The organism is Micromonospora lupini str. Lupac 08, assembly GCF_000297395.2.
Taxonomy (GTDB): Bacteria; Actinomycetota; Actinomycetes; order Mycobacteriales; family Micromonosporaceae; genus Micromonospora; species Micromonospora lupini.
Map to the genome: position 1 here is coordinate 4,608,922 of NZ_HF570108.1, position 22,933 is coordinate 4,631,854.

The 22,933-nt window shown below is 69.9% G+C and carries 19 protein-coding genes; 9 read left to right on the forward strand and 10 right to left on the reverse strand.

Annotated elements, in window-relative coordinates; all coding sequences use genetic code 11:
• Positions 1 to 7 precede the first annotated feature (7 nt).
• The 4 genes from MILUP08_RS22150 to MILUP08_RS22165 are packed head-to-tail and all read right to left on the reverse strand — an operon-like array spanning position 8 to position 4,120.
• Positions 8 to 895 carry an ABC transporter permease gene (locus MILUP08_RS22150; protein WP_007461762.1) on the reverse strand — a complete coding sequence of 296 codons (888 nt, stop codon included), beginning with the start codon at positions 893 to 895 and terminating at the stop codon, positions 8 to 10.
• Positions 895 to 1,794 (reverse strand): ABC transporter permease, encoded by a 900-nt coding sequence (locus tag MILUP08_RS22155; RefSeq protein WP_007461764.1) that lies wholly within the window; start codon positions 1,792 to 1,794, stop codon positions 895 to 897. Before MILUP08_RS22155 ends, MILUP08_RS22150 begins: the two co-directional genes overlap by 1 nt.
• Positions 1,791 to 2,903 carry an ABC transporter ATP-binding protein gene (locus MILUP08_RS22160; RefSeq protein WP_007461766.1) on the reverse strand — a complete coding sequence of 371 codons (1,113 nt, stop codon included), beginning with the start codon at positions 2,901 to 2,903 and terminating at the stop codon, positions 1,791 to 1,793. The genes MILUP08_RS22155 and MILUP08_RS22160 overlap by 4 nt, the downstream gene beginning before the upstream one ends.
• Positions 2,900 to 4,120, reverse strand: coding sequence for an extracellular solute-binding protein (locus tag MILUP08_RS22165; RefSeq protein ID WP_007461768.1), 1,221 nt, complete (start codon positions 4,118 to 4,120; stop codon positions 2,900 to 2,902). Before MILUP08_RS22165 ends, MILUP08_RS22160 begins: the two co-directional genes overlap by 4 nt.
• A 185-nt stretch (positions 4,121 to 4,305) precedes the next feature.
• On the opposite strand from MILUP08_RS22165, the gene MILUP08_RS22170 reads away from it, so the two are divergent.
• The gene (locus MILUP08_RS22170; protein WP_007461770.1) at positions 4,306 to 5,388 is read left to right on the forward strand and encodes a LacI family DNA-binding transcriptional regulator; all 1,083 of its coding nucleotides are present in this window, start codon (positions 4,306 to 4,308) and stop codon (positions 5,386 to 5,388) included.
• Positions 5,389 to 5,530: 142 nt separating this feature from the next.
• Positions 5,531 to 8,989 carry an alpha-glucuronidase family glycosyl hydrolase gene (locus MILUP08_RS22175; protein ID WP_007461772.1) on the forward strand — a complete coding sequence of 1,153 codons (3,459 nt, stop codon included), beginning with the start codon at positions 5,531 to 5,533 and terminating at the stop codon, positions 8,987 to 8,989.
• A 33-nt stretch (positions 8,990 to 9,022) separates the two neighbouring features.
• Here MILUP08_RS22175 and MILUP08_RS22180 read toward each other — a convergent pair whose 3' ends face one another.
• On the reverse strand, positions 9,023 to 10,012 hold the full coding sequence (locus tag MILUP08_RS22180) for an ArsR/SmtB family transcription factor (protein ID WP_007461775.1): 990 nt from the start codon (positions 10,010 to 10,012) through the stop codon (positions 9,023 to 9,025).
• 20 nt (positions 10,013 to 10,032) lie between these two features.
• On the opposite strand from MILUP08_RS22180, the gene MILUP08_RS22185 reads away from it, so the two are divergent.
• Genes MILUP08_RS22185 through MILUP08_RS22195 form a run of 3 tightly spaced genes read left to right on the forward strand, consistent with a single transcriptional unit; the run spans position 10,033 to position 12,657 of the window.
• Positions 10,033 to 10,470, forward strand: coding sequence for an SDR family oxidoreductase (locus MILUP08_RS22185; protein ID WP_272944012.1), 438 nt, complete (start codon positions 10,033 to 10,035; stop codon positions 10,468 to 10,470).
• 33 nt (positions 10,471 to 10,503) lie between these two features.
• Positions 10,504 to 11,703 (forward strand): MFS transporter, encoded by a 1,200-nt coding sequence (locus tag MILUP08_RS22190; RefSeq protein ID WP_007461779.1) that lies wholly within the window; start codon positions 10,504 to 10,506, stop codon positions 11,701 to 11,703.
• Between the two features lie 60 nt (positions 11,704 to 11,763).
• Positions 11,764 to 12,657: an aminoglycoside phosphotransferase family protein gene (locus MILUP08_RS22195; protein ID WP_007461781.1), complete on the forward strand. Its 894-nt coding sequence runs from the start codon at positions 11,764 to 11,766 to the stop codon at positions 12,655 to 12,657.
• Positions 12,658 to 12,755: 98 nt separating this feature from the next.
• Here MILUP08_RS22195 and MILUP08_RS22200 read toward each other — a convergent pair whose 3' ends face one another.
• The 4 genes from MILUP08_RS22200 to MILUP08_RS22215 all read right to left on the reverse strand — a co-directional run bounded on the left by MILUP08_RS22200 (position 12,756) and on the right by MILUP08_RS22215 (position 18,628).
• The gene (locus tag MILUP08_RS22200; protein ID WP_007461782.1) at positions 12,756 to 15,758 is read right to left on the reverse strand and encodes a glycoside hydrolase family 95 protein; all 3,003 of its coding nucleotides are present in this window, start codon (positions 15,756 to 15,758) and stop codon (positions 12,756 to 12,758) included.
• A 387-nt stretch (positions 15,759 to 16,145) separates the two neighbouring features.
• Positions 16,146 to 16,775: a VOC family protein gene (locus MILUP08_RS22205; protein ID WP_007461784.1), complete on the reverse strand. Its 630-nt coding sequence runs from the start codon at positions 16,773 to 16,775 to the stop codon at positions 16,146 to 16,148.
• An 87-nt stretch (positions 16,776 to 16,862) separates the two neighbouring features.
• Positions 16,863 to 18,053 (reverse strand): MFS transporter, encoded by a 1,191-nt coding sequence (locus MILUP08_RS22210; protein ID WP_007461787.1) that lies wholly within the window; start codon positions 18,051 to 18,053, stop codon positions 16,863 to 16,865.
• An 83-nt stretch (positions 18,054 to 18,136) separates the two neighbouring features.
• On the reverse strand, positions 18,137 to 18,628 hold the full coding sequence (locus MILUP08_RS22215; protein WP_007461789.1) for a MarR family winged helix-turn-helix transcriptional regulator: 492 nt from the start codon (positions 18,626 to 18,628) through the stop codon (positions 18,137 to 18,139).
• 110 nt (positions 18,629 to 18,738) lie between these two features.
• Between MILUP08_RS22215 and MILUP08_RS22220 the strand changes: the two genes are divergently transcribed.
• The 4 genes from MILUP08_RS22220 (at position 18,739) to MILUP08_RS22235 (ending at position 22,143) form a co-directional block, all read left to right on the forward strand.
• Positions 18,739 to 19,788: an LLM class flavin-dependent oxidoreductase gene (locus MILUP08_RS22220; RefSeq protein WP_007461792.1), complete on the forward strand. Its 1,050-nt coding sequence runs from the start codon at positions 18,739 to 18,741 to the stop codon at positions 19,786 to 19,788.
• On the forward strand, positions 19,781 to 20,812 hold the full coding sequence (locus MILUP08_RS22225) for an LLM class flavin-dependent oxidoreductase (protein WP_007461794.1): 1,032 nt from the start codon (positions 19,781 to 19,783) through the stop codon (positions 20,810 to 20,812). Before MILUP08_RS22220 ends, MILUP08_RS22225 begins: the two co-directional genes overlap by 8 nt.
• 31 nt (positions 20,813 to 20,843) lie before the next feature.
• Entirely contained in the window at positions 20,844 to 21,566 is a 723-nt protein-coding gene (locus MILUP08_RS22230; protein ID WP_007461796.1) for an NADPH-dependent F420 reductase, read from the forward strand.
• 175 nt (positions 21,567 to 21,741) lie between these two features.
• Entirely contained in the window at positions 21,742 to 22,143 is a 402-nt protein-coding gene (locus MILUP08_RS22235) for a nuclear transport factor 2 family protein (RefSeq protein ID WP_007461798.1), read from the forward strand.
• 45 nt (positions 22,144 to 22,188) lie between these two features.
• Here the strand turns inward: MILUP08_RS22235 and MILUP08_RS22240 are convergent, their stop codons facing one another.
• Positions 22,189 to 22,908 (reverse strand): tetratricopeptide repeat protein, encoded by a 720-nt coding sequence (locus MILUP08_RS22240; RefSeq protein WP_007461800.1) that lies wholly within the window; start codon positions 22,906 to 22,908, stop codon positions 22,189 to 22,191.
• Positions 22,909 to 22,933 lie beyond the last annotated feature (25 nt).

The following is a 22,933-nucleotide window of genomic DNA, read 5'->3' on the forward strand; positions in this document are numbered from 1 at the left end:
CCGGGCGTCAGTGCTCGGGGTCCTCCTTGACCTGGGCCACGAGCTGGGTCGGATTCACGTAGCGCAGTGCGACGACCAGCAGGACCAGCATCATCGAGGTGTAGATGACCGCCATGGCGTCCACCGACTGCTGGGCCCTGATCCCGGACGCGGACATCGAGTAGTAGAGCGCCACCACGAGGGTCTGCGAGTCGGGGCCCGCAGTCAGGAAGGTCAGCTCGAACATGCCGACGGTCCGGACGAGGACGAGGATCGCGGAGGCGAGGATGCCCGGCACGAGCAACGGCGTGAGGACCCGGACGAACACCGTGCGCAGACCCGCGCCGCACATGCGCGCGGCGCTCTCGATGCGCGGGTCGATCTGCTCGATGAACGGGGTCATGGTCAGAATGACGAAGGGCACCGACGGTACGAGGTTGGCGAGCACGACCCCGGACATGTTCCCGGCCAACCCGAACTTGTAGAGGACCGTCGCCAGCGGGATGCCGTACGTGATCGGGGGCATGAGGATGGGCAGCAGGAACACCAGGAAGATCAGCCGCTTGCCGGGGAAGGACCGCCGTGCGAGGACGTAGGCCGCCGGCACACCGATCAGCAGCGAGAGGCCCACGACGAGTACGGAGACCTCAAGCGTCACGACGATGACCTGCAGGAGCGCGAACTCGTCCCAGGCCCGGCCGTACCAGCTCGTGGTGTAGCCGTCCGGGAGCCAGGTGTCGAACCAGCGCCTGCCGAACGAGCTGACCAGCACGGATGCCACGACGCCCAGCAGGTTGAGGAAGAAGAAGATGACGACGCCCCACACGATCCAGGCGGCCGGCCGCGCGGTGACGCGCCGACGCCTGTCGTCGGTGGCGGGGGGTCGGGCGGGTGGCGCCTGGGTGATCGAAGCCATCAGCCCTTGCCTCCGGTGGCGCCGGTGTAGAACCGGCTGCGCGCGGCCAGCACGACCGCGATGACGACCAACTCGACGAATCCCATGATCATTGCGATAGCCGACGCGTACGGGTAGTCGTACTGCTCGTACGCCGCCTGGTAGGCCGCGAGGGAGATGACCCGCGTCTCACCTGCCGGGTTGCCGACCAGGACGGCCGACGGGAACACGCTGAACGCCAGCACGAACGTCAGGCAGAAGGTGGTGGCCAGACCCGGCATCAGCAGCGGGAGGGTGATCCGCGTGAACCGGCGACGCCAGTCGGCCCCCAACGTCGCGGCCGCTCGTTCCAGGGTGGGGTCGATCCCGGAGAGGTAGGAGAGCACCAGCAGGAACGCGAACGGAAAGCCGGTGATCACCAGCGAGAAGAACACGCCCCAGTAGTTGTGGGTCAGCCGCACCGGCTCGTCGACGAGGTGCGTGGCGAGCAGGATCCGGTTGAACCAACCGGTCGGGCCGAGGAAGTTCAGCAGCCCCTGGGCGGTGAGGACGGTGCCGAGGGTGATCGGCACGACCAGCAGCGTGGTGACCAACCGCTTGCCCCGGAACCGGCCGCGCATCCGGTACGCGATCGGCACGGCGGCGAGGACGTTCAGGAGCGCGGCGGGCAGCGCGATCCGCAGCGTGATCCAGATCGTGCCCCGCTCGTAGGCGTCGGAGAAGAACCTGGCGTAGTCGCTGAACGGTCCGCCGTCGGTCGGCTGGAACGAGAGCGACAGCCCGTAGAAGAACGGGTAGAGAAACAGGGCGATGACGAAGACCAGCGCCGGGACCAACAGGATGAGCTGGCGATCGATGCCCCGTTCGGCGAGTCGGTGTCGCCAGTGCGCCGACGGTCGGCCGGGCCCGGCGGCGCTCACCGTGTCGCCGCCGGGGTGTCCGCGAGGCGGTCGGTCTCCGCTGTCGCGCCGGCGGGATAGACCAGCAGCCGCTGCGGGTCGATGGCGAGCTTGACCTGGTCACCCGGCGCGATCCGCTGCTCGGTACGCAGGTGCAGCGACTGGCCCGTGTCGGTACGCGCCTCGGCCGCCAACTCGCGGCCCTGATATTCCACCACCTCGATGGTCGCCGACAGCGCGTTGGAGGTCTCCCCGGCGCCGTCGACACGGATGTCCTCCGGGCGTACCGCGACCACCACGTCCGCGTGGTCGGCAAAATCGCCGACGGCCTCGCCGAGCAGACGTTGACCGGACGACTCCACAGTGGCCCGGCTGCCGTCGCGCCGCGCCACCCGGCCCCGCCACAGGTTCCGGTAGCCCATGAAGTCGGCGACGTGCCAGTTCGCCGGGCGGGTGTGCAGCTCGCGCGGTGACCCGATCTGCTGCACCCGCCCCTCCCGCAGCACCACCAGCCGGTCGGCCAGGGAGAGCGCCTCCTCCTGGTCGTGGGTGACGTAGACGGTGGTGAGCCCCAGCGACTGGTGCAGCCGGCGAATCTCGGTCCGCATCTCCAGCCGCAGTTTGGCGTCGAGGTTGCTCAACGGCTCGTCCATCAGGACCAGCGACGGCTCGAACACGACGGCGCGGGCGATGGCGACGCGTTGCTGCTGACCACCGGACAGCTGACCGGGCAGCTTGTCGACGTGGTCCTCGAGCCGCACCAGCCGCACCGCCTCCGCCGTACGCCGACGCGTCTCCTCCTTCGGCAGTCGCCGCATGCGCAGTCCGAAGGCGATGTTCGCCCGCACCGTCAGGTGCGGGAAGAGGGCGTAGCTCTGGAACACCATGCCGAACCCCCGGCGCTCCGGTGGCAGCGTGTCGATCCGCCGCTCGTCCTGCCAGATGCTCCCCCGGGTCAACGGCAGGAGCCCGGCCAGGCAGTTCAGGGCCGTCGACTTGCCGCAGCCGGACGGGCCGAGCAGGGCGATGAACTCACCCGTCTCGATGGTGAGGTCCAGGTCGGTGAGCGCGTCCTGGCCGCCGAACCGACGGGACACCCCGTCCAACCGCAGCTGGGAGAAGGCGCTCATCCCTGCTTGACCTTCCCGCCGCCGATCTCGCGGTCCCAGCGGTTGAACGCGGCAACGAGGCTCTTCGCGTCGAGTGGCACCTCGGTGGGATTCCCGGCGATCAGCGCGTCGTACTCGGGGCGGCCGAACTCCCGGATCGCGTCCTGGCTCTTCTGCGGCGCCGAGGCGAGCCCGACGTCCTTCACCGCCGGGCCCGGGTAGAAGTAGCCCTCGTCGTACGCCTTGGCCTGCTGCTCGGGAGTGAGCATGAACGCCAGCAGGGCCAGCACCGCCGCCTGGGTGTCGGTCGAGACGCCCTTGGGCAGCACCGCGTAGTGCGCGTCGGTGACCCAGTGGAAGCCGTCGATCGGGGTGATCCTGGCTTCCTTCGGCACCGTGCCCAACACTCGGGGGTTGATGTCCCAACCGGTCGTGCTGACGATCAGGTGCGCCGTGCCGTTGGCGAGGTTCTTCATCGTCTCGGTGGTGCCGGACGGATAGTAGTCCACATACTGGCCCAGCTCCTTGAGGAAGGCCCAGGTCTTGTCCCACCCCGCGCTGGGGTCCTTGGGATTGGCGTCGCCGAGGATGTACGGCAGCCCCATCAGGAACGTTCGACCGGGGCCGGAGTTGGCCGGTCGGGCGTACTGGAACTTTCTGGGGTTGGCCCTGGCCCAGTCGAGCAGGGCCTGCGCGTCGGTCGGCGGCGTGGCCAGGCGGGCCGGCAGATATTCCAGCAGCGGGCCGGACGGGTAGTAGGTGACCGTGACGCCGGAGTTGCCGGCGAGCTTCTGCATGGCGGCGGCCGGTTCGAGGTAGTCGCGCATGCCGCCGAGGCGGTCCTGGAACGTCGGCAACAGGTCGAGCCAGAGCCCCTGTTCGATCCCCGCCGCCAGCCCGTCGACGCCGGTCAGCACGAGGCCGATGTCCACCCGGTTCGCGCCCTGCTGAGCCTTGATCTTGCCGGCCAGCTCCGGCGCCGGCGCCTTCGAATAGGTAACCCGGGAGATCATGTCGGGGTTCTTGGCGACGAAGTCGTCGATCATCCCCTGGGTCAGCTGGAGGTTGCCGGCAACGTCGAGGACGTTGAGCGTCACGGCCCGGCCGGGCCGCTGCGGCACCTCGCCCGTGGTGTCGCCGGTGGACTTGCCGGGACCGTCCGGTGCCCCGCACCCGACCGCGCCCACGATGACCGACGATGCCGTGACCAGGAGAGCGCCGCGCCGCGTCATACCCATGAGCTGTTCCCTCCGCCAGGTGTCGTCTCCGCTGATTGAGGCAGCCGGCGTGACGCGACGGCAATGGGTTGCCATGTATTGCCTCGCGCGAATGCGTTCGTGGCACTGGTTTGTTGCGAGGCGATTGCCGAACACTCACCGCCGTCATACCATGATCACGGCGCGTAGCCGGGAGGAGCATGCAGATGCCCGACCACACCAGGCCGCCCGACAAGAGGGTCACGATCTACGACGTCGCGAACGAAGCCGACGTCTCACCGTCCACGGTGTCCCGCGCCTTCTCCAGGCCGAGCCGCGTCAACTCCGAGACCGCGGAGCGGGTCCGGCAGGTCGCGGAGCGGCTGGGCTATCGGACCAGCCCGCTGGCACGCACCCTCAGCACGTCCCGCACGCACATGATCGCGCTCGTCATCGCCGACATCACCAACCCGGTGTACGCCGAGATCGTGCGCGGTGCGCAGGAGGCCGCGACCGACGGCGAATACACCACGGTGCTGATCGACGCCCAGGAGTCCGACCGACTGGAACGGGTGGCGATCGAACGGACCATGTCGACTGTCGACGGCATCGTGCTGGCCAGCAGCCGGATGTCCGACTCGGCCATCCGGATGTTCGCCAAGCAGCGGCCGGTGGTCGTCCTCAACCGCGCCATCGCCGACGTGCCCTGCGTCGTTACGGACAACCCCCGGGGTGTGCGGCGGGCCGTCGAACACCTTGGTGAGCTGGGGCACGACCACATCACGTACGTCGCCGGGCCGGAGGCCTCCTGGCCGAACGGCATCCGGTGGCGGTCGCTGCTCGAGGCCGGCATGGAGCTGGAGATCAAGGTACGCCAGATCGGCCCCTTCAGCCCGACCATCGCGGGCGGCGAGCGGGCCGCCGAGGAGTTGTGCGCTCGGCCGGCGACCGCCGTCCTCGCCTTCAACGACCAGATGGCGATCGGCCTCATCCGCGGTCTCGGTCAGCGGGGCGTCGACATCCCGGGCGACGTCAGCATCGTGGGTTTCGACAACATCGTCGCGGCCGACATCGTCACACCCGGGTTGACCACCGTCGCGGCACCCCTCTACGCGGAGGGTTCGGCCGCGACCCGACACCTGCTCACGATGATCGAGGGGGCGCCCGGGCACACCGGTCGACCGATGGTCCTTCCGGTACGCCTCGTCGTCCGCCACTCGACGGCCGCCCGCAACCCGAGCCCGGGTCGGGCTCGATCGCCCTGGGTGCGACAGCGGCCCGCGCCCAGCCCGGCGCCGCACCTGTGGTGAGGGCGCGCGCGACAAGAAACGACAACTCCTTGCCCAGCCTGCGACACCCCGGACACGATCGGCGCACCTTCCATTCAGCCATGTCACTGCGTCCGTGCGACGTCCCGATCGACGTCCCCGTCGGACAACAGAGGAGAAGGCAATGAACCGAGGTCCGGTGCCCAGGCTGCGGCGAGTCCTCATCGTGCTCGGCACGGCGCTCGCCACGGTCGCGGCCACCCTCGCCGTCGCCACCACGCCCGCCACCGCCGCCGAGTCGCCGGACGACTACGGCGGCTCCGACCTGTGGTTGCGATACGTGCCGGTCAGCGACGCGAAGCTGCTGCGCGACTACCGCCGTACGGTCACGACGATCGTGGTCGAGAACGCCGACGCCAATCCGGTCCACCGGCACACGACCGACCTCGCCATGGCGCCCGGCTCCGCCGAGAAGCTGGCCGAGTCCACGCTCGGCGCGGCCCGGGACGAACTGGTGCGCGGCCTGGGCGGGCTCCTCGACCGGGCGACCCCCGTGACGGCTGTCAGCGGCGACCGGATCCCGGATGGTGCGGTCGTGGTCGGCACGCCGGCAAGCTCGCCCCTGGTGCGTCACCTCGTCTCGACACGTGACCTGGCCCGGGTCGGCGACGAGGGCTACCTCGTCCGCTCACTGTCGCGCGGCAAGGACCGGTTCACCGTCGTCGCCGGCAACACCGACCTCGGCGCGCTCTACGGGACCTACGCCTTCCTGCGACTGATGCAGACGCAGAAACCAGTCGACCATCTCCGTGTCGCGGAGTCCCCGAAGATCAAGCATCGACTGCTGAACAACTGGGAGACCGAGCGCCTCTACGCCGGCAACAACGCCTCCGGCCTGGGCGGGTTGAACGGCGAGAGCGGGGCGATCTTCAACTTCGCGGCGACCGGGGCGAGCGCCAGCGCCAACCTGCCCGTCATTCTCGACCGCTACGTCGTCATGGCACGCGCGTTGGCGTCGCTGGGCATCAACGGCATCACCATCAACAACGTCAACGCCGACAACGCGTACCTGACGAGCGCCCGGATCGCGCAGGAGGCGGCCCTCGCCGACGCGCTGCGCCCGTACGGCATCAAGCTGGGGCTGTCGATCCGCTACACCGCCCCCACCGACACCCGGTTCGCACCGGACACGTTGACCAACAGCCAACTCGACCCGTACGGCACCGAATTCCGGGGTTGGTGGCACCGCCGGGCGCAGCAGATCCAGGCCGCCATCCCGGACTTCATGGGCTTCACCGTGAAGGCCAACTCGGAGGGCCAGCCCGGGCCGCAGGACTTCGGGTACGACCACGGCGACGGCGCCAACGCCATCGGCGCGGCGGTCGCGCCACTCGGGATGACGGTCCACTGGCGGACGTTCGTCTACAACGCCGAGGTGGACAACGACCGGCTCAAGCGGGCCTACCTGGAGTTCGGGCCGATCGACGACGAGGTCCAACCGGACGGCAGCAGGGGGCGCTTCGCCGACAACGTGTTCCTGCAGACCAAGAACGGGCCACTGGACTTCCAGGCCCGGGAGCCCATCCACCCGATGTTCGGCCGGATGGAGAACACCAACCAGGCCCTGGAACTCCAGATCACCCAGGAGTACACGGGCCAGAACTGGATGCTCACCTACCTCGGCCCGATGTACGAGGAGATCCTCAAGACCGACACGTACGCGACCGACGCGAACGGGAAGCTGCTGAAGGAGCGCCTGGTCGGCAACATCGTCGACGGGACGGCTCAGCACCATCCGGACACCGCCATCGTGGGTGTCGCCAACCTCGGCAACGCCGACAACCTGACCGGGCACCACTTCGCCCAGGCCAACCTCTTCGCCTTCGGCCGCCAGGCGTGGGACTGGACGCTCGACTCGGCGGACGTCGCGACGGACTGGGTCCGGATGACCTGGGGCAACGACAGGCGTGTCGTCGACACCATCCGCAAGATGATGATGGGGTCGTGGGAGGCGCTGGTGAGCTACCAGACGCCGCTGGGCATCGGCCACCAGTTCGCCGAGGGCGCCCACTACCGGCCCGACCCGGCCGACTGGGCAGGCCGCGACGATTGGAGCCCGGTCTACTACAACCAGGCCGACAGCGTCGGACTCGGCTACGACCGCTCCCCCACCGGCAGCAATCTCGCCGCCCAGTACTTCCCCCGGCTCCAGCGGCGGTACGGGGACATCGGTTCGGTGCCGGAGAACCTGCTGATGTGGTTCCACCACGTGCCGTGGGGCCATCGGATGGACAGCGGCCGACCGTTCTGGGACGAGCTGGTCTACCGCTACCAGATGGGCGTGCAGTACGTGACCTGGATGCGCGAGACCTGGGAGACGCTCCAGGCCGACATCGACGCACGACGGTTCGCGGAGGTCCGCGCCAAGCTGGCCGTCCACGAGAGGGACGCCGCCGACTGGCGGGACACGTCGGTGAACTACTGGAAGGAGTTCAGCGGGCGGGCCATTCCGGTCGACGACGCGCCCCTCTCGGCGAAGATCGTGGTGAACGGCAGGGAGTTCGGCGGCTTCAACCTGTCCGACACGTCGTACACCATCCCGGTTCGCGCCGGGGGCTCTCCCACCATCACGAAGGTGCGGACGGCCGACCGGAAGGCGCGCCATCAGATCGTCTCCCAGGCGGCGAGCGTCCCCGGGCAGGCGGTCGTCAAGGTCACGACGGAGAGCTTCTTCGGCCCGCTCGTGAAGAACTACGTCTTCAACCTGGTGCCCGACACGACGCTGACGGCTCTGCGCGTCGACGGCAAGCGCCTGGCGTCCTTCGCGCCGACGGTGCTGCGGTACAACGCCCTCACGGCGGCCGGCACCACGACCGTCCCGACGGTCACCGCCAGCGCCGCTGACACCGCCGCCACGGTCGCAGTCGAGCAGGCGACCAGCCCCACCGGGCAGGCGCGGGTCACCGTCACCAACGGCGGAGCCTCGTCGGTCTACACGGTGGATCTGAACACCACCAGCACCGGCAGCGACGAGTTCGACTCGGCTCCGCTCGGCCCGCAGTGGCAGTGGGTCCGGCCGGACGAAGACAGCCGCCGTCTGACCGACGGGTCGCTCGTCATCACCGCGCAGCAGGGTGACCTCCAGGGCAGCACCAACACCGCGAAGAACCTGGCCCTCCAGGACGTCGACGGTGACTGGACGGCCGACTCCAAGGTCGTCTTCTCCCGCCCGCTGACCACCAACAACGAACAGGGCGGTGTCATCGGGTACGCCGACGACAACAACTACGTGAAGCTCGCCTGGGAGATGGGTAGCGCGACCGCGGCCGTCAACAAGGTCCGGCTCGTCTTCCTCCGCGAGCAGAACGGCACGACGTCGACCGTGGAGATCACCGGCGCGGACGCCCAGCGGATCGTCGGGGCCGACGGCGCCGTCTGGCTGCGACTGACCAAGATCGGGGACAGCTACCGCGCCTACTACTCCCGCGACGGGAGCGTCTACCGCTACATCGGCTCCACGACGCTGAACGTCGAAACGACGAAGGCCGGGTTGCTGGCCTTCAACCGGGCCGGCACCTCCACCGACCTCGACGTCGCCTTCGACCACTTCCGGATCGAGAGCCGCGGGGAGCGCATCCGCTAGACGAGTAGGTCCTCACTCAAGACGGGCCTGGGATCACTGCTCCGCCGACTGGCCGACCACCTGGTCACCAAGAGGGCTGCGCCGGTACAGCACGTGCCGTCCGTCGCGGGCGCGAGTGATCAGGCCTGTCGCGTGGAGGACCTTCAGGTGTTGGGACACGGCGCTGGGTGTGACTGTGAGCCGGCGGGCGATCTCCACGGTCGGTAGCGGTTCGGCAAGGAGGTGGAGCAGTCGCGCTCTGGGCGCGCCGAGGAGCAATGTGACGGCGGTCGCGTCGGCGGTCGGTGTCGGCGCCCAGAGCGTTGCTACTCCACGGCAGGGGTATGCCAGCACTGGCGGTTCCTGCGGGCTGACTGGCGGGGCGGGCTTGTAGGAGAACACGGACGGCACCAGCAGAAGTCCTCGGCCGGCTGCCGCGACATGGTGCCTGCCGATCATCTTGTCGATGTGCAGGACGCCGTCCTGCCAGCGCAGGTTCGGGTGCATGTCGGCGAAGAGCAGGCGCGCGCCTCCAACGGCCAGTTGTCGGGCGCGGTAGGTCATGTCTGCTTCCAGGACGAGTCGCATCTGCGGCCAGGTCGGCCTGATCGCGATCTCCCAGTAACGCTGCAGGTGGTCACAGATGGCATCGCGGAGTACGAGGACAGGAGCGTCGTCGTCCGCGGTGATCCCCTGCAAGATGTCCGGAAGCCGGCCACGTGGGTACACGGCCAACACGTCGCGGCGAACGACATCCGGAGGCGTCCGGCGTACGGCGGTCAACTCTTCTTCGAAGGTCACGGCGAACTCCGTCGGCCGGGGCGTCAGGAAATCCGCAACGGCGCGGTCTGGCCCGACCAGGGACATCAGCAGGTCGGCACCGGGCGCATCGAGTCTGCCGAGAACCGACCTGCGCCACGGCAGGTGCAACGCGTACAAGCCGGGCTCGCGCAGTACCCGCAGGCTGAGCACGGTCTGGTAGATCGGCGAGATCGCGAAGCGGGTGTCCGCGAGGTCCTCGACGCTGAGCACGAAGCTGATCATTAAGCTGCACGCTACATCGGTTGGCGATCGCCGCCACGTGCCGTGGACTATCCGGCATGACGCAGATCAACATCACAGACCAGGCCATTCGGCGCACGGCGATCGTCACGGGTGCGGCACGGGGCATCGGCGCCGGGGTGGCCAGCCGCGTCGACTACGCCGCCGCGAAGGCCGGTCTGATCGGCTTCACCAAGTCGCTCGCGCTGCGGCTCGGACAGCACGGCGTGACGGCGAACGCCATCGGACCGGGCTTCGTGGTCAGTGACATGACCAGGGTCGGGGCCCAGCGGCGGGGCCGCGGCTTCGAGGAGCACCAGCGGATCGTGGCGCAGACCATCCCGGTGCGCCGGGTCGGCCAGCCCGAGGACATCGCGCACACCGCGTCGTACCTGGTCAGCCCCGAAGCCGGGTTCGTCTCCGGCCAGGTCGTCTACGTCGCCGGCGGGCCGGTGGACTGACGTGATCGACGCTTTGGCACAGGCGGTTCGCCAATGAGCCGCAGGCTGCTGGTGCTCCTCGCCCTCACCTGCGGGGTCGCCGTCGGAAACATCTACTTCCCCCAGACGACCAGCCCGCTGGTCGCCGCCAGCCTGCACATCAGCGCCGACTCGGCCGCCCTGGTGGTGACCGCGGTGCAGTTCGGCTACGCCGCCGGGATCTTCCTGTTGGTGCCGCTCGGCGACCGGCTCCCGCACCGCCCGCTGATCGTCACCCTGCTCGGCCTCACCGGGCTGGGCCTGCTCGCCGCGAGCGCCGCACCCGCGCTGCCGCCGCTCGTCGGCGCGAGCGCCCTCGTCGGGGTCACGACGGTTGTCGCGCCGATCATCGGCCCCATGGCGGCCGGCCTCGTCGCCGACGACAAGCGCGGCGTGGTCAGCGGCACCCTGCTGAGCGGCTCCATCGCTGGCATGCTGTTGTCCCGCACCGTCGCGGGCACCATCGGCGACTGGTTCGGATGGCGGGCCCCCTACCTGACGGCGGCGGCGTCCGTGCTGTTCATCGCCGTGGTCATGGTCCGCGTACTGCCGACGACACGTCCGCCGTCCGGGCACCGGTACCCGGCGCTGCTGGCCGAGTCGCTGCGCCTGCTGCGCACCGAGGCCGACCTGCGCCGCTCCTGCTTCTACCAGGCGACGGTCTTCGCCGGTTTCTCCGCGGTCTGGACCGCCGTCGCGCTGCTGCTCACCGGCCCCACATACGACTTGGGCGCACCGGCGGTCGGAACGCTCGCACTTGTCAACGCGGCGACAATGCTGTGCACCCCGGTCGCCGGACGGCAGGTGGACCGTAGGGGCAGCGACGCGGTGAATCTGGCCTGCCTGCTCGGGGTCATCGCCTCGGCCGTCGTCCTCGCGTTCGCCGGTCTCGGCGGGGCGGGAGGCCTCGCGGCACTGGCGCTCGGCACGTTGCTGCTCGACGTCGGAATGCAGTCCGGCATGGTCGCCAACCAGGTACGCATCTACGCCCTACGGCCGGAAGCCCGGAGCAGACTCAACACCGCCTACATGACCTGTGCCTACCTCGGCGGCAGCCTCGGCTCCTGGCTCGGAGCCCGCGCCTACGCCCACTTCGGGTGGCTGGGCGTATGCGCGGTCCTGGCGCTCCTCGCCGCGATCGCTCTTGCCCGCCACCTGGCATCGAGCCCTGCCACCGGCCACCCTCGAACCACAGTCGCCGTCCAGAACACCTGACCAAGGATGATTGTCGTGTCAGCCTCTTCCCACCGCCCATCTGTGTCGCCGGATGTGCCGATGCACGATGGCCAGCTCACCGTCTCACTCGACGCGGTGCGTGAGCTGGTGGCCGCGCAGTTCCCCGAGTGGCGGAGCCTGCCTCTCCGGCGCGTCGCTTCGCAGGGAACGGTCAACGCCATCTTCCGTATCGGGGAACGGTTCACGGCCCGGTTCCCCCTTCAGCCCGGTGAGGTCGACGCGGTTCAGGGCTGGCTGGAACGCGAAGCGGAAGCGGCCCGAGAACTGATGGGTCGTACACGATTTCCCACCCCCGAGCCGGTCGCCATCGGTGAACCCGGCGCCGGCTATCCGCTTCCGTGGTCGGTACAGACGTGGGTACCCGGTGTCGTAGCCACCGATAACGACCCGGGCGACTCCGTCGCGTTCGCGCACGATCTGGCCGAGTTCGTCAGCGGCGTGCGAGCCATCGACACACGGGGACGCACGTTCACCGGCCAGGGTCGCGGTGGCGAGCTACCGGCGCACGACGGGTGGATGGAAACCTGCTTCGGGCGCAGCGAGACGCTGCTGGACGTCCCGCTGCTCCGCCGCATCTGGGAGGTCATGAGGGAACTGCCGCGGGGCGAAGCCCCGGACAGGATGAACCATGGTGATCTCATTCCGGGAAACGTCCTCGTCTCCGGCGGGCGGCTGGCCGGGGTACTCGACGTGGGCGGACTGGGGCCTGCCGACCCCGCCCTTGACCTCGTCGGTGCCTGGCACCTGCTGGAACGCGAGCCACGTCAGGCATTTCGGCAGCAACTCGGCTGCGACGATCTGGAATGGGAGCGCGGCAGAGCGTGGGCCTTCCAGCAGGCAATGGGGGTGGTGTGGTATTACCACCGGACCAACGCCGCCATGAGTCTGATGGGCCGACGCACTCTCGCGCGCATCATTGCCGACCCGCCCTGAGCCGGCCCGGGTCGAGCAGCTCGACCGGAAGGCGCGACCGGGCCCGTCCCTGGTGGGGACGGGCCCGGTCGTGCTCCCCCGAGCAGGATTCGTTGCCGTCAGCCCCCGATGGCGATGGCGAAGATGTGCATGGTCACCACGTTCGCCGCCGGCCGGGCGCTGATGTTGGGCAGCACCACCGAGGCGACCGCCTTGTTCTGCAACGCGACACCCACGTAGTAGATGCAGGCGGCGGTGTTCTGCCGCTGGTTGTTGGGCCGGTTCTGGTACGCGGACACGATGGCGGCGGTCCCCGCGGAACTGGGCCCGCCGTACCAGTCGGGCGTGCTCAGCGTGAACGTCTGGCGGGTGCCGTCGGCGTAGACCACCGTGCCGGTGCCCGACGGGGCGCCATAGGTGCCCGTCAGCAGGAAGCCGAGCGTGCTGCCGGTGCCGGTCACGCTTATCGTCTGGCCCGAGGCGATGGCGTTGTCGGCGGCCCCGGAGCTGACGTTGGGCCAGCGGAAGGTGATGCCGTTGCGGCTCACCGTGCCGCCCGGACTGGCACCGGCGGCCGCCAGGGCCTGCGCCGAGAGCGACGCCCCGCCGCCGTCGAAGTTGCCGACGTTTGTGTTGCTGTCGCTGGTGATGCCGACGTTGCTGAAGCTCTGCTCAAGCGTCGGGCTGGTGGTGCCCCCCGAACTGGTGGCCCGGTAGGTGCGCCCGGCCTGCACGGTGGCCTCGATGAGGTCGGTCTCGATCCGGGCGGTCCGCGCGGCCGTACCGTCGGCGGTGTCGACGATCGTGACGGTGCCGGTGAAGAGCCGACCGCGCAGGCGGACGGTGCCGGCGCGATCCGGACGGAGCAGCACCTCGCTGGCCAGCCCATTGCTCCACGTGATGCTGACCGTGTGCCCGCCGCGACCCCGCAGGCCGGCCACCCGCCCGCTCGGCCAAGCCGGCGGCAGCGCGGGCAGGATGTGCAACTCGCCGGCGTGGCTCTGCAGCAGCATCTCGGCGATGCCGGCGGTGGCGCCGAAGTTGCCGTCGATCTGGAAGGGCGGGTGCAGGTCGAACATGTTCGGCGCGAGTCGGGCGGTGGTGGCCAGGTAGCGGATCAGGTCGTGGGCCCGCTTGCCCTCCTCCATCCGCGCCCAGAAGTTGATTTTCCAGGCCAGCGACCAGCCGGTGCCGTCGTCGCCGCGCAGCGCCAGCGTCCGGCGGGCGGCCTCGAACAACTGCGGGGTGCCGCGCTTGGTGATCTGGTTGCTCGGCGCGAGCCCGTACAGGTGCGAGATGTGCCTGTGGTTGGGCTCGGTCTCCACCCAGTCGTAGAGCCACTCCATGATGTTGCCGCGCGAGCCGACCTTCATGGGAGGGAGCCGGTCCCGGGTGGCGCGAACCTGGGCCCGGAAGGTGCTGTCCACGTCGAGGATCTCGCTCGCGCGGGCGCAGGCGTCGAACAGGTCCCGCAGGATCTGGTTGTCCATCGTGGGGCCGGCGCACACGCTGGCGTTCGCGTGGTGGCTGAGCTCCGGCGAGTTCGACGGGTTGGTGACCAGGTAGCCGAGGGTCGGCTCGGTCACCAGGGTGTTCAGGAAGAACTGCGCGGCGCCCTTCATGGCCGGGTAGTTCGTCCGCAGGAACTCGATGTCGCCGTTGAACAGGTAGTGGTCCCAGATCAGCGTGGACAGCCAGGCGCCGCCGGTCTGCCACATGCCCCAGAACGCGCCGTCCACGACCGCGGTGGCCCGCCAGGCGTCGGTGTTGTGGTGGGTGACCCAGCCACTGGCGGCGCCGTACTGCACCTGGGCCGTCCGCGTTCCGGTGACGGCGAGGTCTCTGACCAGGTCGAACACCGGGTTGTGACACTCGGCCAGGTTCGTCGTGTTGGCCGGCCAGTAGTTCATCGGCAGGTTGGCGTTGATCGTGTACTTCGAGTCCCAGGAGGGGGCCAGCGAGTCGTTCCAGATGCCCTGGAGGTTCGCCGGCTGAGTGCCCGGCCGCGACGAGGAGATCAGCAGGTACCGGCCGAACTGGAACAGCAGCGCGGAGAACTGCGGGTCGTTGACGCTGTTGTGCTGCGCGATCCGGACGTCCGTCGTCTGGTCGGCCGCCGAGGTGCGGCCCAGGTCGAGGGTGACCCGGCCGAACAGCGCCTGGTAGTCGGCCACGTGCCGGCTGCGCAGCTGGTCGTAGCTGCTGGCCCGGGCGGCGCTGAGGCGCTGTCGCGCGATGCCCCCGTAGTCGCCGCCGACGTTGCGGTAGTTGACGTAGCTGGAGCCGATCGAGACGAGCACCGTCACGCTCGTCGCGTTGGTGACCCGCAGGGTGCCACCGGAGCTGGACACGGTGCCCCCGCTGACGGTGGCATTGGCCAGGGCCAGGAAACGGACCTGCCCGGTGACGCCCTCCATGTTCCCGGAGACACCGTCGAGGCCGATCGTGGCGCCGTCCGGGCTGGACACCGTCGTGCGCTGCGGACTGTCGAAGGTGGCGGTGAAGCTGATCGAGTTGCTGCGGTCGGCGGTCAGTCGCATCGCGATGACCTGGTCCGGCGCGCTGGCGAAGACCTCGCGCTGGTAACGGATGCCATTGAGGACGTACGACGTCGTGGTCGTGGCGGTGGTGAGGTCGAGCGTCCGGTTGTGCTGGGACGCGCCGCTTGCGGATCCGAAGGCGAGCCGGAGGTTGCCGACGGTCTGGTAGGCCAACTGCCCGCCGGGGTTGCCCATCATGGTCTGGTTGATGAGGTCCTGGGCCTGCGTCCACTGGTTCGCGTTCACCAGCCGCCGGATCTCCGCCAGCGCCGCCGCGCCCCGGGTGTTGCTGGGGTCGTGCGGGCCGCCGGCCCACACCGTGTCCTCGTTGAGCTGAAGTCGTTCCGTGTCGACGTTGCCGAACACCATCGCGCCGAGGCGGCCGTTGCCGATCGGCAGCGCCCGGAGCCAGTCGGTGCCGGCGCCCTCGTCGTACCAGAGGGCGAGGTCACCGGCGGCCAGCACCTGCGGCGGCGCGACGGAGTCGGCTCGCGCGGTCGCCGTCCAGGGCAGCGGCAGCATGGCGCCACCCGCGCCGGCTGCGCCGATCTTGAGGGCCTGCCGCCGGGTCAGGTCTGACATCGATCCTCCAAACGGTGACCGATCCGGCCACCCGAACGCGACAACGACGACCCCCGATTGCGGATCCGCGCGGTGGCACCGACCTCGCTGCGCAGGTCGTTGGCAGACCCCTCAGACGACCAAACGTCTGATGTGTTTCGGGAAGATTACTCCGGTGTCACGCAATAGGCAACGGTCGATCGCCGGGAGGATCACCGGCTACATGCGACGCTCGCCGACAGACACAGATGAGCAATGCCGACGGTTCCGGACACCCCCGACCGGCCACACAGCGGCAGCGCCGCCGACAGGTCCGCCAATACATCAGACGAATTGTCGGCGGCGCTCATGGAGGCGGCAGCGCCACCACGTCGGCCTCGACGGGCGGTCAGGCGACCCTCGACGGGTTCACTCGGGCGGCGTCGCCCCCGACTGCTCGCTCACCAGGTAGGCCGCGTACCAGTCGGGCCAGTTGTCGTCCCGTTCACCGGTGCGCTCCTCGTGCTTACCGTGGGCGGCGGCCGCGCGCCGCAGCGCGCTCGCCAGGTCGCTCGCGGACCCGTACGACGTCAGGCCGCCCTCGACACGCCCCGGCAGCCGGGTCGTGATCTCCTGGAGGAGCCAGGTGTTGCCGTCCGGATCGCGGAACGTGGCGCGCGAGACGTAGCTGCGCCGCTCGGGGTCCGGACCGTCGGCCGGCCCGTCCGGCGTGACGTGGAAGACGCCGCCCACGTCGACGCCGGCGGAGACCAGCGCGTCGCGGACCGCCGCGATGTCGGACACGACCAGGTACGCCACTGCCGAACCGGGCGTCGCCGACGTGAGCTGCGCGCCGAACTGCACCGAGCACGCGGAGCCGTGCGGCGTGAACTGGACGATGCCGGGCGGCGTCTGGTCGAGTCGCCACCCGAGGCCCTGGTAGAACCGCTTCGCGCGGTCGACGTCCGACACCGGGATGACGATGACCTCGACCTTCACGTCGAGGCTGCCGACACTCGGCGTGGCGCTCGTGTCGTCCTGACCGGCCTTCGGGCTCATCGCGACCTCCTGGATTGGGTGCGGACACCGCCGTCGGTGATCACCACGCTACGTCCTGCGTCGGCGGCGGGTGCGGCGTTCGCGGCATCAGCCGGATGCCGCCCTCGTCGCCCTGCGCACCCCGAACAGGGCGACGAGGGCGAGGAGGATGACGGCGACGGAGTACTCGTCTGCGGTCTGCGGCAGGCCGCCGGCGTAGACCACGAGGAAGCCGGCGATCACCGTGGGAAGGCCGAAGCCGACGTAGCAGACGACGTAGAGCAGCGACAGCACGCTCGCGCGTTCGTGCGCCTCGACCAGCGGCATGATCGTCTTGAGACTGCCCTGGAACCCGCCACCGAAGCCGACGCCGCCGAGCGCGAGGCCGACGAAGAACCCGGGCACGGACTGGGCCATGACCGACACCACCGTGACGACCATGCCCAGGATGAGGGCGACGATCCCGGTCAGGATCACGGTCCGCGCCGCGGTGTTGCGCAGCACCAGGACGGCGACCGATCCGAAGAGGGCGAAGACGAAGAGAACCAGACCGGCGACAACGATCGACGTGTCCATGAGACTGCGGACGAGTGCCGGGCCGAGCGCTCCGAAGAAGCCGGCCAGCGCCCAGACCGCGAACAGCACCGGAACGACCACCAGCACCGGCCCGCGTACGGAGCGGGGCAGCCTGACCTCCGGCCGCAGGCTCTGTCGGGCGCCCGCCATCGGCGTGACCGTCTCCGGCATCAGGGCGACCCCGACGGCCTGGATCAGCAGGACCACGATGAGGACGACGTACACGAGCCTCGTCGGCGCGGGCAGGTAGCGGATGAGCAGCGCCGAGAGCAGCGCGCCGCTGCCGGTGCCGAGGCCGGGGGCGATCGAGTTCGCAAGCGTGCCGCGGGCACGGTCGATGTCGAGCATGGCGGCGCCGACGGCACCCGTGGCGGCCCCGGCCGCGAGCCCCTGCACGAGGCGGGCGGTCAGCAACGCGGGTACGCCGTTGGCGAGGACGAAGACCACAAGCGAGAGGATCTGTACGGCGATCGCGACGGCAAGCACCGGACGCCGCCCGACATGATCGGACAGCCTGCCGAAGGTGAGCAGCGACGCCAGCACCGCGAGCGCGTAGACGGCGAACACCAGGGTCGTGGTGACCGGCGAGAAGTGCCAGCGCTCCTGGTAGATCCCGTAGAGCGGGGTCGGCGCCGCCGACGCGGCCAGGAACGACACCAGGATCGACGCGAGCAGCACCAGGGAGACGGTCGGTGGCAGTCGTACCCGCCCCGCGATCGACATGTCGGTGCTCCTCCTGGCTACGCGGCCGGCGTGTGGGGCCGCAGCGGCGTACCCGGTTGGTGGCGTCGCATGCGGGCCGGCGCCTACTCCTCGTGCCGCGGCCCGAGGTGCTCGCGCAACGCCCCCGCGAGGTCGCCGGCCGCGCGGAGCTGGTCCGGTGTGAGAGCGTCGACGAACAGCTCACGGATGGTGCGCAGGTGCGGGAAGGTGGCCTGCGCGAATGCCTCCGCCCCGCTCGGGGTGAGGTGCACCTCCGCCCCACGGGGCACTGTCGCGCACTCCTCGCGACGAATGAGCCCGCGCCGTTCCATCCGCCCCAGGTGGTGCGAGAGTCGGCTCCGTTCCCACCCGATGTGTGCGGCCAGGGCGGACGAGCGCATCCGCTGGTCCGGCGCCTCGGTGAGGGCGAGCAGGACGGCGTAGTCCCCCGACGAGAGGGAAGAGTCGAGTTGGAGGCGTGCCGCGACCCGGGAGGTGAGCGCCTCCGTCGTCTCGACGAAGTCCCGCCAGATCCGCAGCTCCTCCGCGGTCGGCAGCTGGCGGCCCCTCCGCCGCTCGGGTGTGGCGCTCGTCATGTGGTTCTCCCGGGGAATTGACGCGTCAATCAGCAGGTTAGCATCATTGACACGTCAACCGGGAAGATCACTTCCCACGGGTCGACGGCGAGGATCGCCGAGGAGGAGACATGACGGCGGAAGGCTTCGAACTGGGGCTCAACTCGTTCGGCGAGGTGGCCACCGACGGCGACCGGGTCCTGAACGACGCCGAAACCGTACGACTGCTCGTGGACGAGGCCCGGCTCGCGGAGTCGGTCGGGCTCGACGTGTTCAGCGTGGGTGAGCACTACCGGGAGGGCCACAACGACTCGGCCACACCCGTCCTCCTCGCGGCGATCGCGACGGCGACCGAGCGGATCCGCCTCGGTACCTCGGTCACGGTGCTCAGCACGAACGATCCGGTACGGCTCTACCACGAGTTCGCCACCCTCGACGCGGTGAGCAACGGCCGCGCCCAACTGGTCCTCGGTCGGGCATCGGCCACCGAGTCGTTCCCGCTGTTCGGCTACGACCTGGCGGACTACGAGCGGTTGTTCGAGGAGAAGCTGGACCTTTTCCTACGGCTCCAGCGCGAGGAGACGGTCACCTGGTCCGGAACGGTACGCAGCCCCCTGGTCGCCCAGCGACTGCATCCACGGATGGGGCCGGGCGGAATTCCGACCTGGATCGGCGTCGGCGGGAGCCCCAACTCGGTGGTCCGCGCCGCCCGTTACGGGCTACCCCTCATGCTCGCGATCATCGGGGGGCGTCCCCAGCGGTTCGCCGGCCACGTCGACCTCTACCACCAGGCGCTCGAACAGTTCGGGCAGCCGACGCAACCGGTCGGTCAGCACTCGCTCGGCCTCGTCGCGGACACCGACGAGGAGGCGGTGGAGACCTGGTGGCGGTACTGGCAGCCGACCGTGGCGCGGCTCGCCGAGGAGCGCGGCTTCTACAAACCGGACCGCGCGCGCTACGAGGCCGAGATCGACCACGGGGCGCTGTTCGTCGGCTCACCGGAGACGGTCGCCCGCAAGATCGCCACGATGGCCCGCGACCTGCGGCTGAGTCGGTTCGACCTGAAGTACGACATCATGCACCTGCCTCGCGAGGCACGGGCGCGCACCATCGAGCTGCTGGGCAGCGAGGTCGCGCCGCGGGTCCGGGAGCTGTTGGCGAAGGAGCCCACCAATGTCTGATCTCGTGTTCGGCCTGGACACCTTCGGTGACGTACCGGAGGACGACTCCGGCAAGCCCGTGTCGCACGCCGCCGCGATCCGGCAGGTCGTCGACGAGGCGGTGCTGGCCGACGACCTCGGCGTCGACGTCATCGCCCTCGGCGAGCACCACCGTCCGGAGTACTCGGTGTCGACGCCGGAGACGGTGCTGGCGGGCATCGCCACCCGCACCTCGCGGATCCGACTGTCCTCCGGCGTGACGGTGCTGAGCTCGGACGACCCGGTCCGGGTGTTCCAGCGTTTCGCCACGGTCGACGCCCTGTCACACGGCCGGGCCGAGGTCATCCTCGGCCGGGGCTCGTTCACCGAGTCCTTCCCCCTGTTCGGCTACGACCTGGCCGACTACGACGTGCTGTTCGAGGAGCGGATCGAGCTGTTCGCGAAGCTGCTCGACGAGCAGCCGGTCACCTGGAGCGGCACCACCCGGGCGCCGCTCAAGGACGCCGACGTCTTCCCCAAGACGGAGTCGGGGCACCTCACCACCTGGGTGGGCGTGGGCGGCTCACCGCAGTCGGTGGTGCGCACCGCCCGGTACGGCCTGCCGCTCATGCTCGCCATCATCGGCGGCGCTCCCCAGCGTTTCGCGCCCTACATCGACCTCTACCGTCGGGCGGCCGACCAACTCGGCACCACCGCGCACCCGGTCGGGATGCACTCTCCCGGCTTCGTCGCCGACACCGACGAGGAGGCCAAGGAGCTGTACTGGCCGCACTACCGGGTCATGCGGGACCGGATCGGCGCGCTGCGGGGCTGGCCACCGATCCGCCGTACGGAGTTCGACTCCGAGGTCGAACACGGCTCGCTCTACATCGGCTCGCCCGAGACGGTGGCCCGCCGGATCGCGGACGCCGTCCGCAGCGTGGACGTCGGCCGGTTCGACCTCATCTACACCGCCGGCGCGCAGCCCGTGAGCGCCCGGATGCGTGCCGTGGAGCTGTACGGCTCCCGGGTGATCCCCATGGTCCGCGACATCCTGGCCGGCTGACCCGCCGGCCGACACCCTCTGGAAGGACGACATGTTCGACAGCGGCCCCGACCGACCCCTGACCCTCGCCATCCTCGGCGCCGGCAAGGTGGGCACCGTACTCGCCCGGCTCGCGCTCGCCGCCGGCTACCGGGTGCTCGTCGCCGGCTCCGGTGACCCGGCGAAGATCGCGCTGACCGTCGAGGTCCTCACGCCTGGGGCGGTGGCGACCACCGCGGCCGACGCCGTGGCCGACGCCGACATCGTCATCCTCGCCCTCCCGCTGGGCAAGTACCGGGCGCTCCCCGCCGAGGCGTTGCGCGGCAAGCTCGTGGTCGACGCCATGAACTACTGGTGGGAGGTGGACGGCATCCGCGACGACCTGACCGACCCGCGCACCTCGTCCAGCGAGATCGTCCAGGCGTTCCTCTCCGGCTCGCGGGTCGTCAAGGCGTTCAACCACATGGGTTACCACGACCTTGAGGACGAGGCGCGGCCGTCCGGCGCGGCCGGCCGCAAGGCCATCGCGATCGCCGGTGACGACGAGACCGACCTCGCTCCGGTCGCGTCCCTGGTGGACGCCCTCGGCTTCGACCCGGTCGTCGCCGGACCTCTCGCCGAGGGGGTACGACTCGAGCCGGGCAGCGAGTTGTTCGGCGCCGACGTGAGCGCCGACGAGGTGCGCGCGATGCTCGACCGCTTCCCCGCGTCCGAGCGGGGCCGAGCCGTAGCCGCCGCGCGAGCCGGCACGAGCGACGGGACGAGCGAGTCCTGAATCGATGACTCCACGTGGCGGTGAGGCCGACCCCCAGCCAGCCCAGCCAGAAGGCGGTTCCCGGAGCGGTGTGGGTGTGGCCGTGGCCGCCCATCGACCTGATGAGACGATCGACGTCGGCGGGTTCGCGACGTGCCCCCGATACTGTCCGTCTTCCGGGTTGAGGTAGCCGCTTGTGGCGCTGTCGGTTGAGGACAGGCTCGCCGTGCACGAGCTGGTCTCGTTGCATGGTCATCTGATGGACAGCGGCGAGTTCGACCGGATGGACGAGCTGTTCTGCGCCGACGTCGTCTACGACGTCTCCGCGTTCGGGCTCGGCGAGCTGCGCGGGTACGAGGCGATCAGCGAAGCCGGTCTGGCGCTGGGAGACGCCAACCCTGTCGGTCATCACGTCACGAACATCTGCGTGACCGAGGATCTGGACGGCACGGTCCGGGTGCGTTCGAAGGGAATCGGGGTCTCCGCCACCGGCAGCGTGGGCAGCGTCGTCTACGAGGACGTCGTACGCCGGGAACCGGCTGGATGGCGCATCGCGTATCGCAAGGTGGTTCCCCGCCGCACGGCGCTGCGTCCCTGACCGGCGAGGGGCAACTGGGGCCTGACCGGTCCGGGCCCGGATGTCTCAGTCGTCGAAAGCGGTACGGGGATCGAGACGCTGGCCCCGCTCGTGCTCGGCGGCGAAACCGGCCGGACCGAGCGCCTCGATCGCGGCGTCCCGCACGGCCGCGAGGTCGGCCGCGTCGTCCGGGTCCGGCACCTGACCGAGCGCCGCGAACGCAGCGTCGGCGAGGCCGACCATGCGCGCCGCCCGCGGATGGTCGCCCTCGGCCGAGGCGAGCGCCGCGCCCCCCACACCGACGTACGGCACGAAGTCGTCCCAGCCCTGGAGGAACACCCGGGCACGGCTGACCCCGAACAACCTTCTCGCCTCGGCGAGGTTGCCGAGACCCAGCTCGCAGAAGGCCAGGTTGTGCGTCTCCGAGTTGACGATCTCCGGCTGGCCCAGAGCCTCGTTCAACGCGATGCTCTCCCGATACAGGTCCCGTGCCCGCGCCAGGTCACCGGCCATCCGCGCCACCGCGGCCAACACGTGCCTCGGCCGCTCCTCCAACGCACGATCACCGGAACGCAGCGCCACGTCGAGCGCCTCCCGGGCCCGCGCCTCGCCGAGCGGCAGGTCACCGCCCCGAATCGCCACCCGGGCCAGGCTGTACCGGGCCTCCACCTCGCTTGCGGCGTCGCCAACCGCCCGGGCCCGCTCGATCTCGGCCGTGCTCATCCGCACCACCGCGTCGGTCTCACCACGCCGGAAGGCCGAACGGACGTCGTCACTGAAGCTCACGGATGGCGCCCTCTCGTGTGTCGTG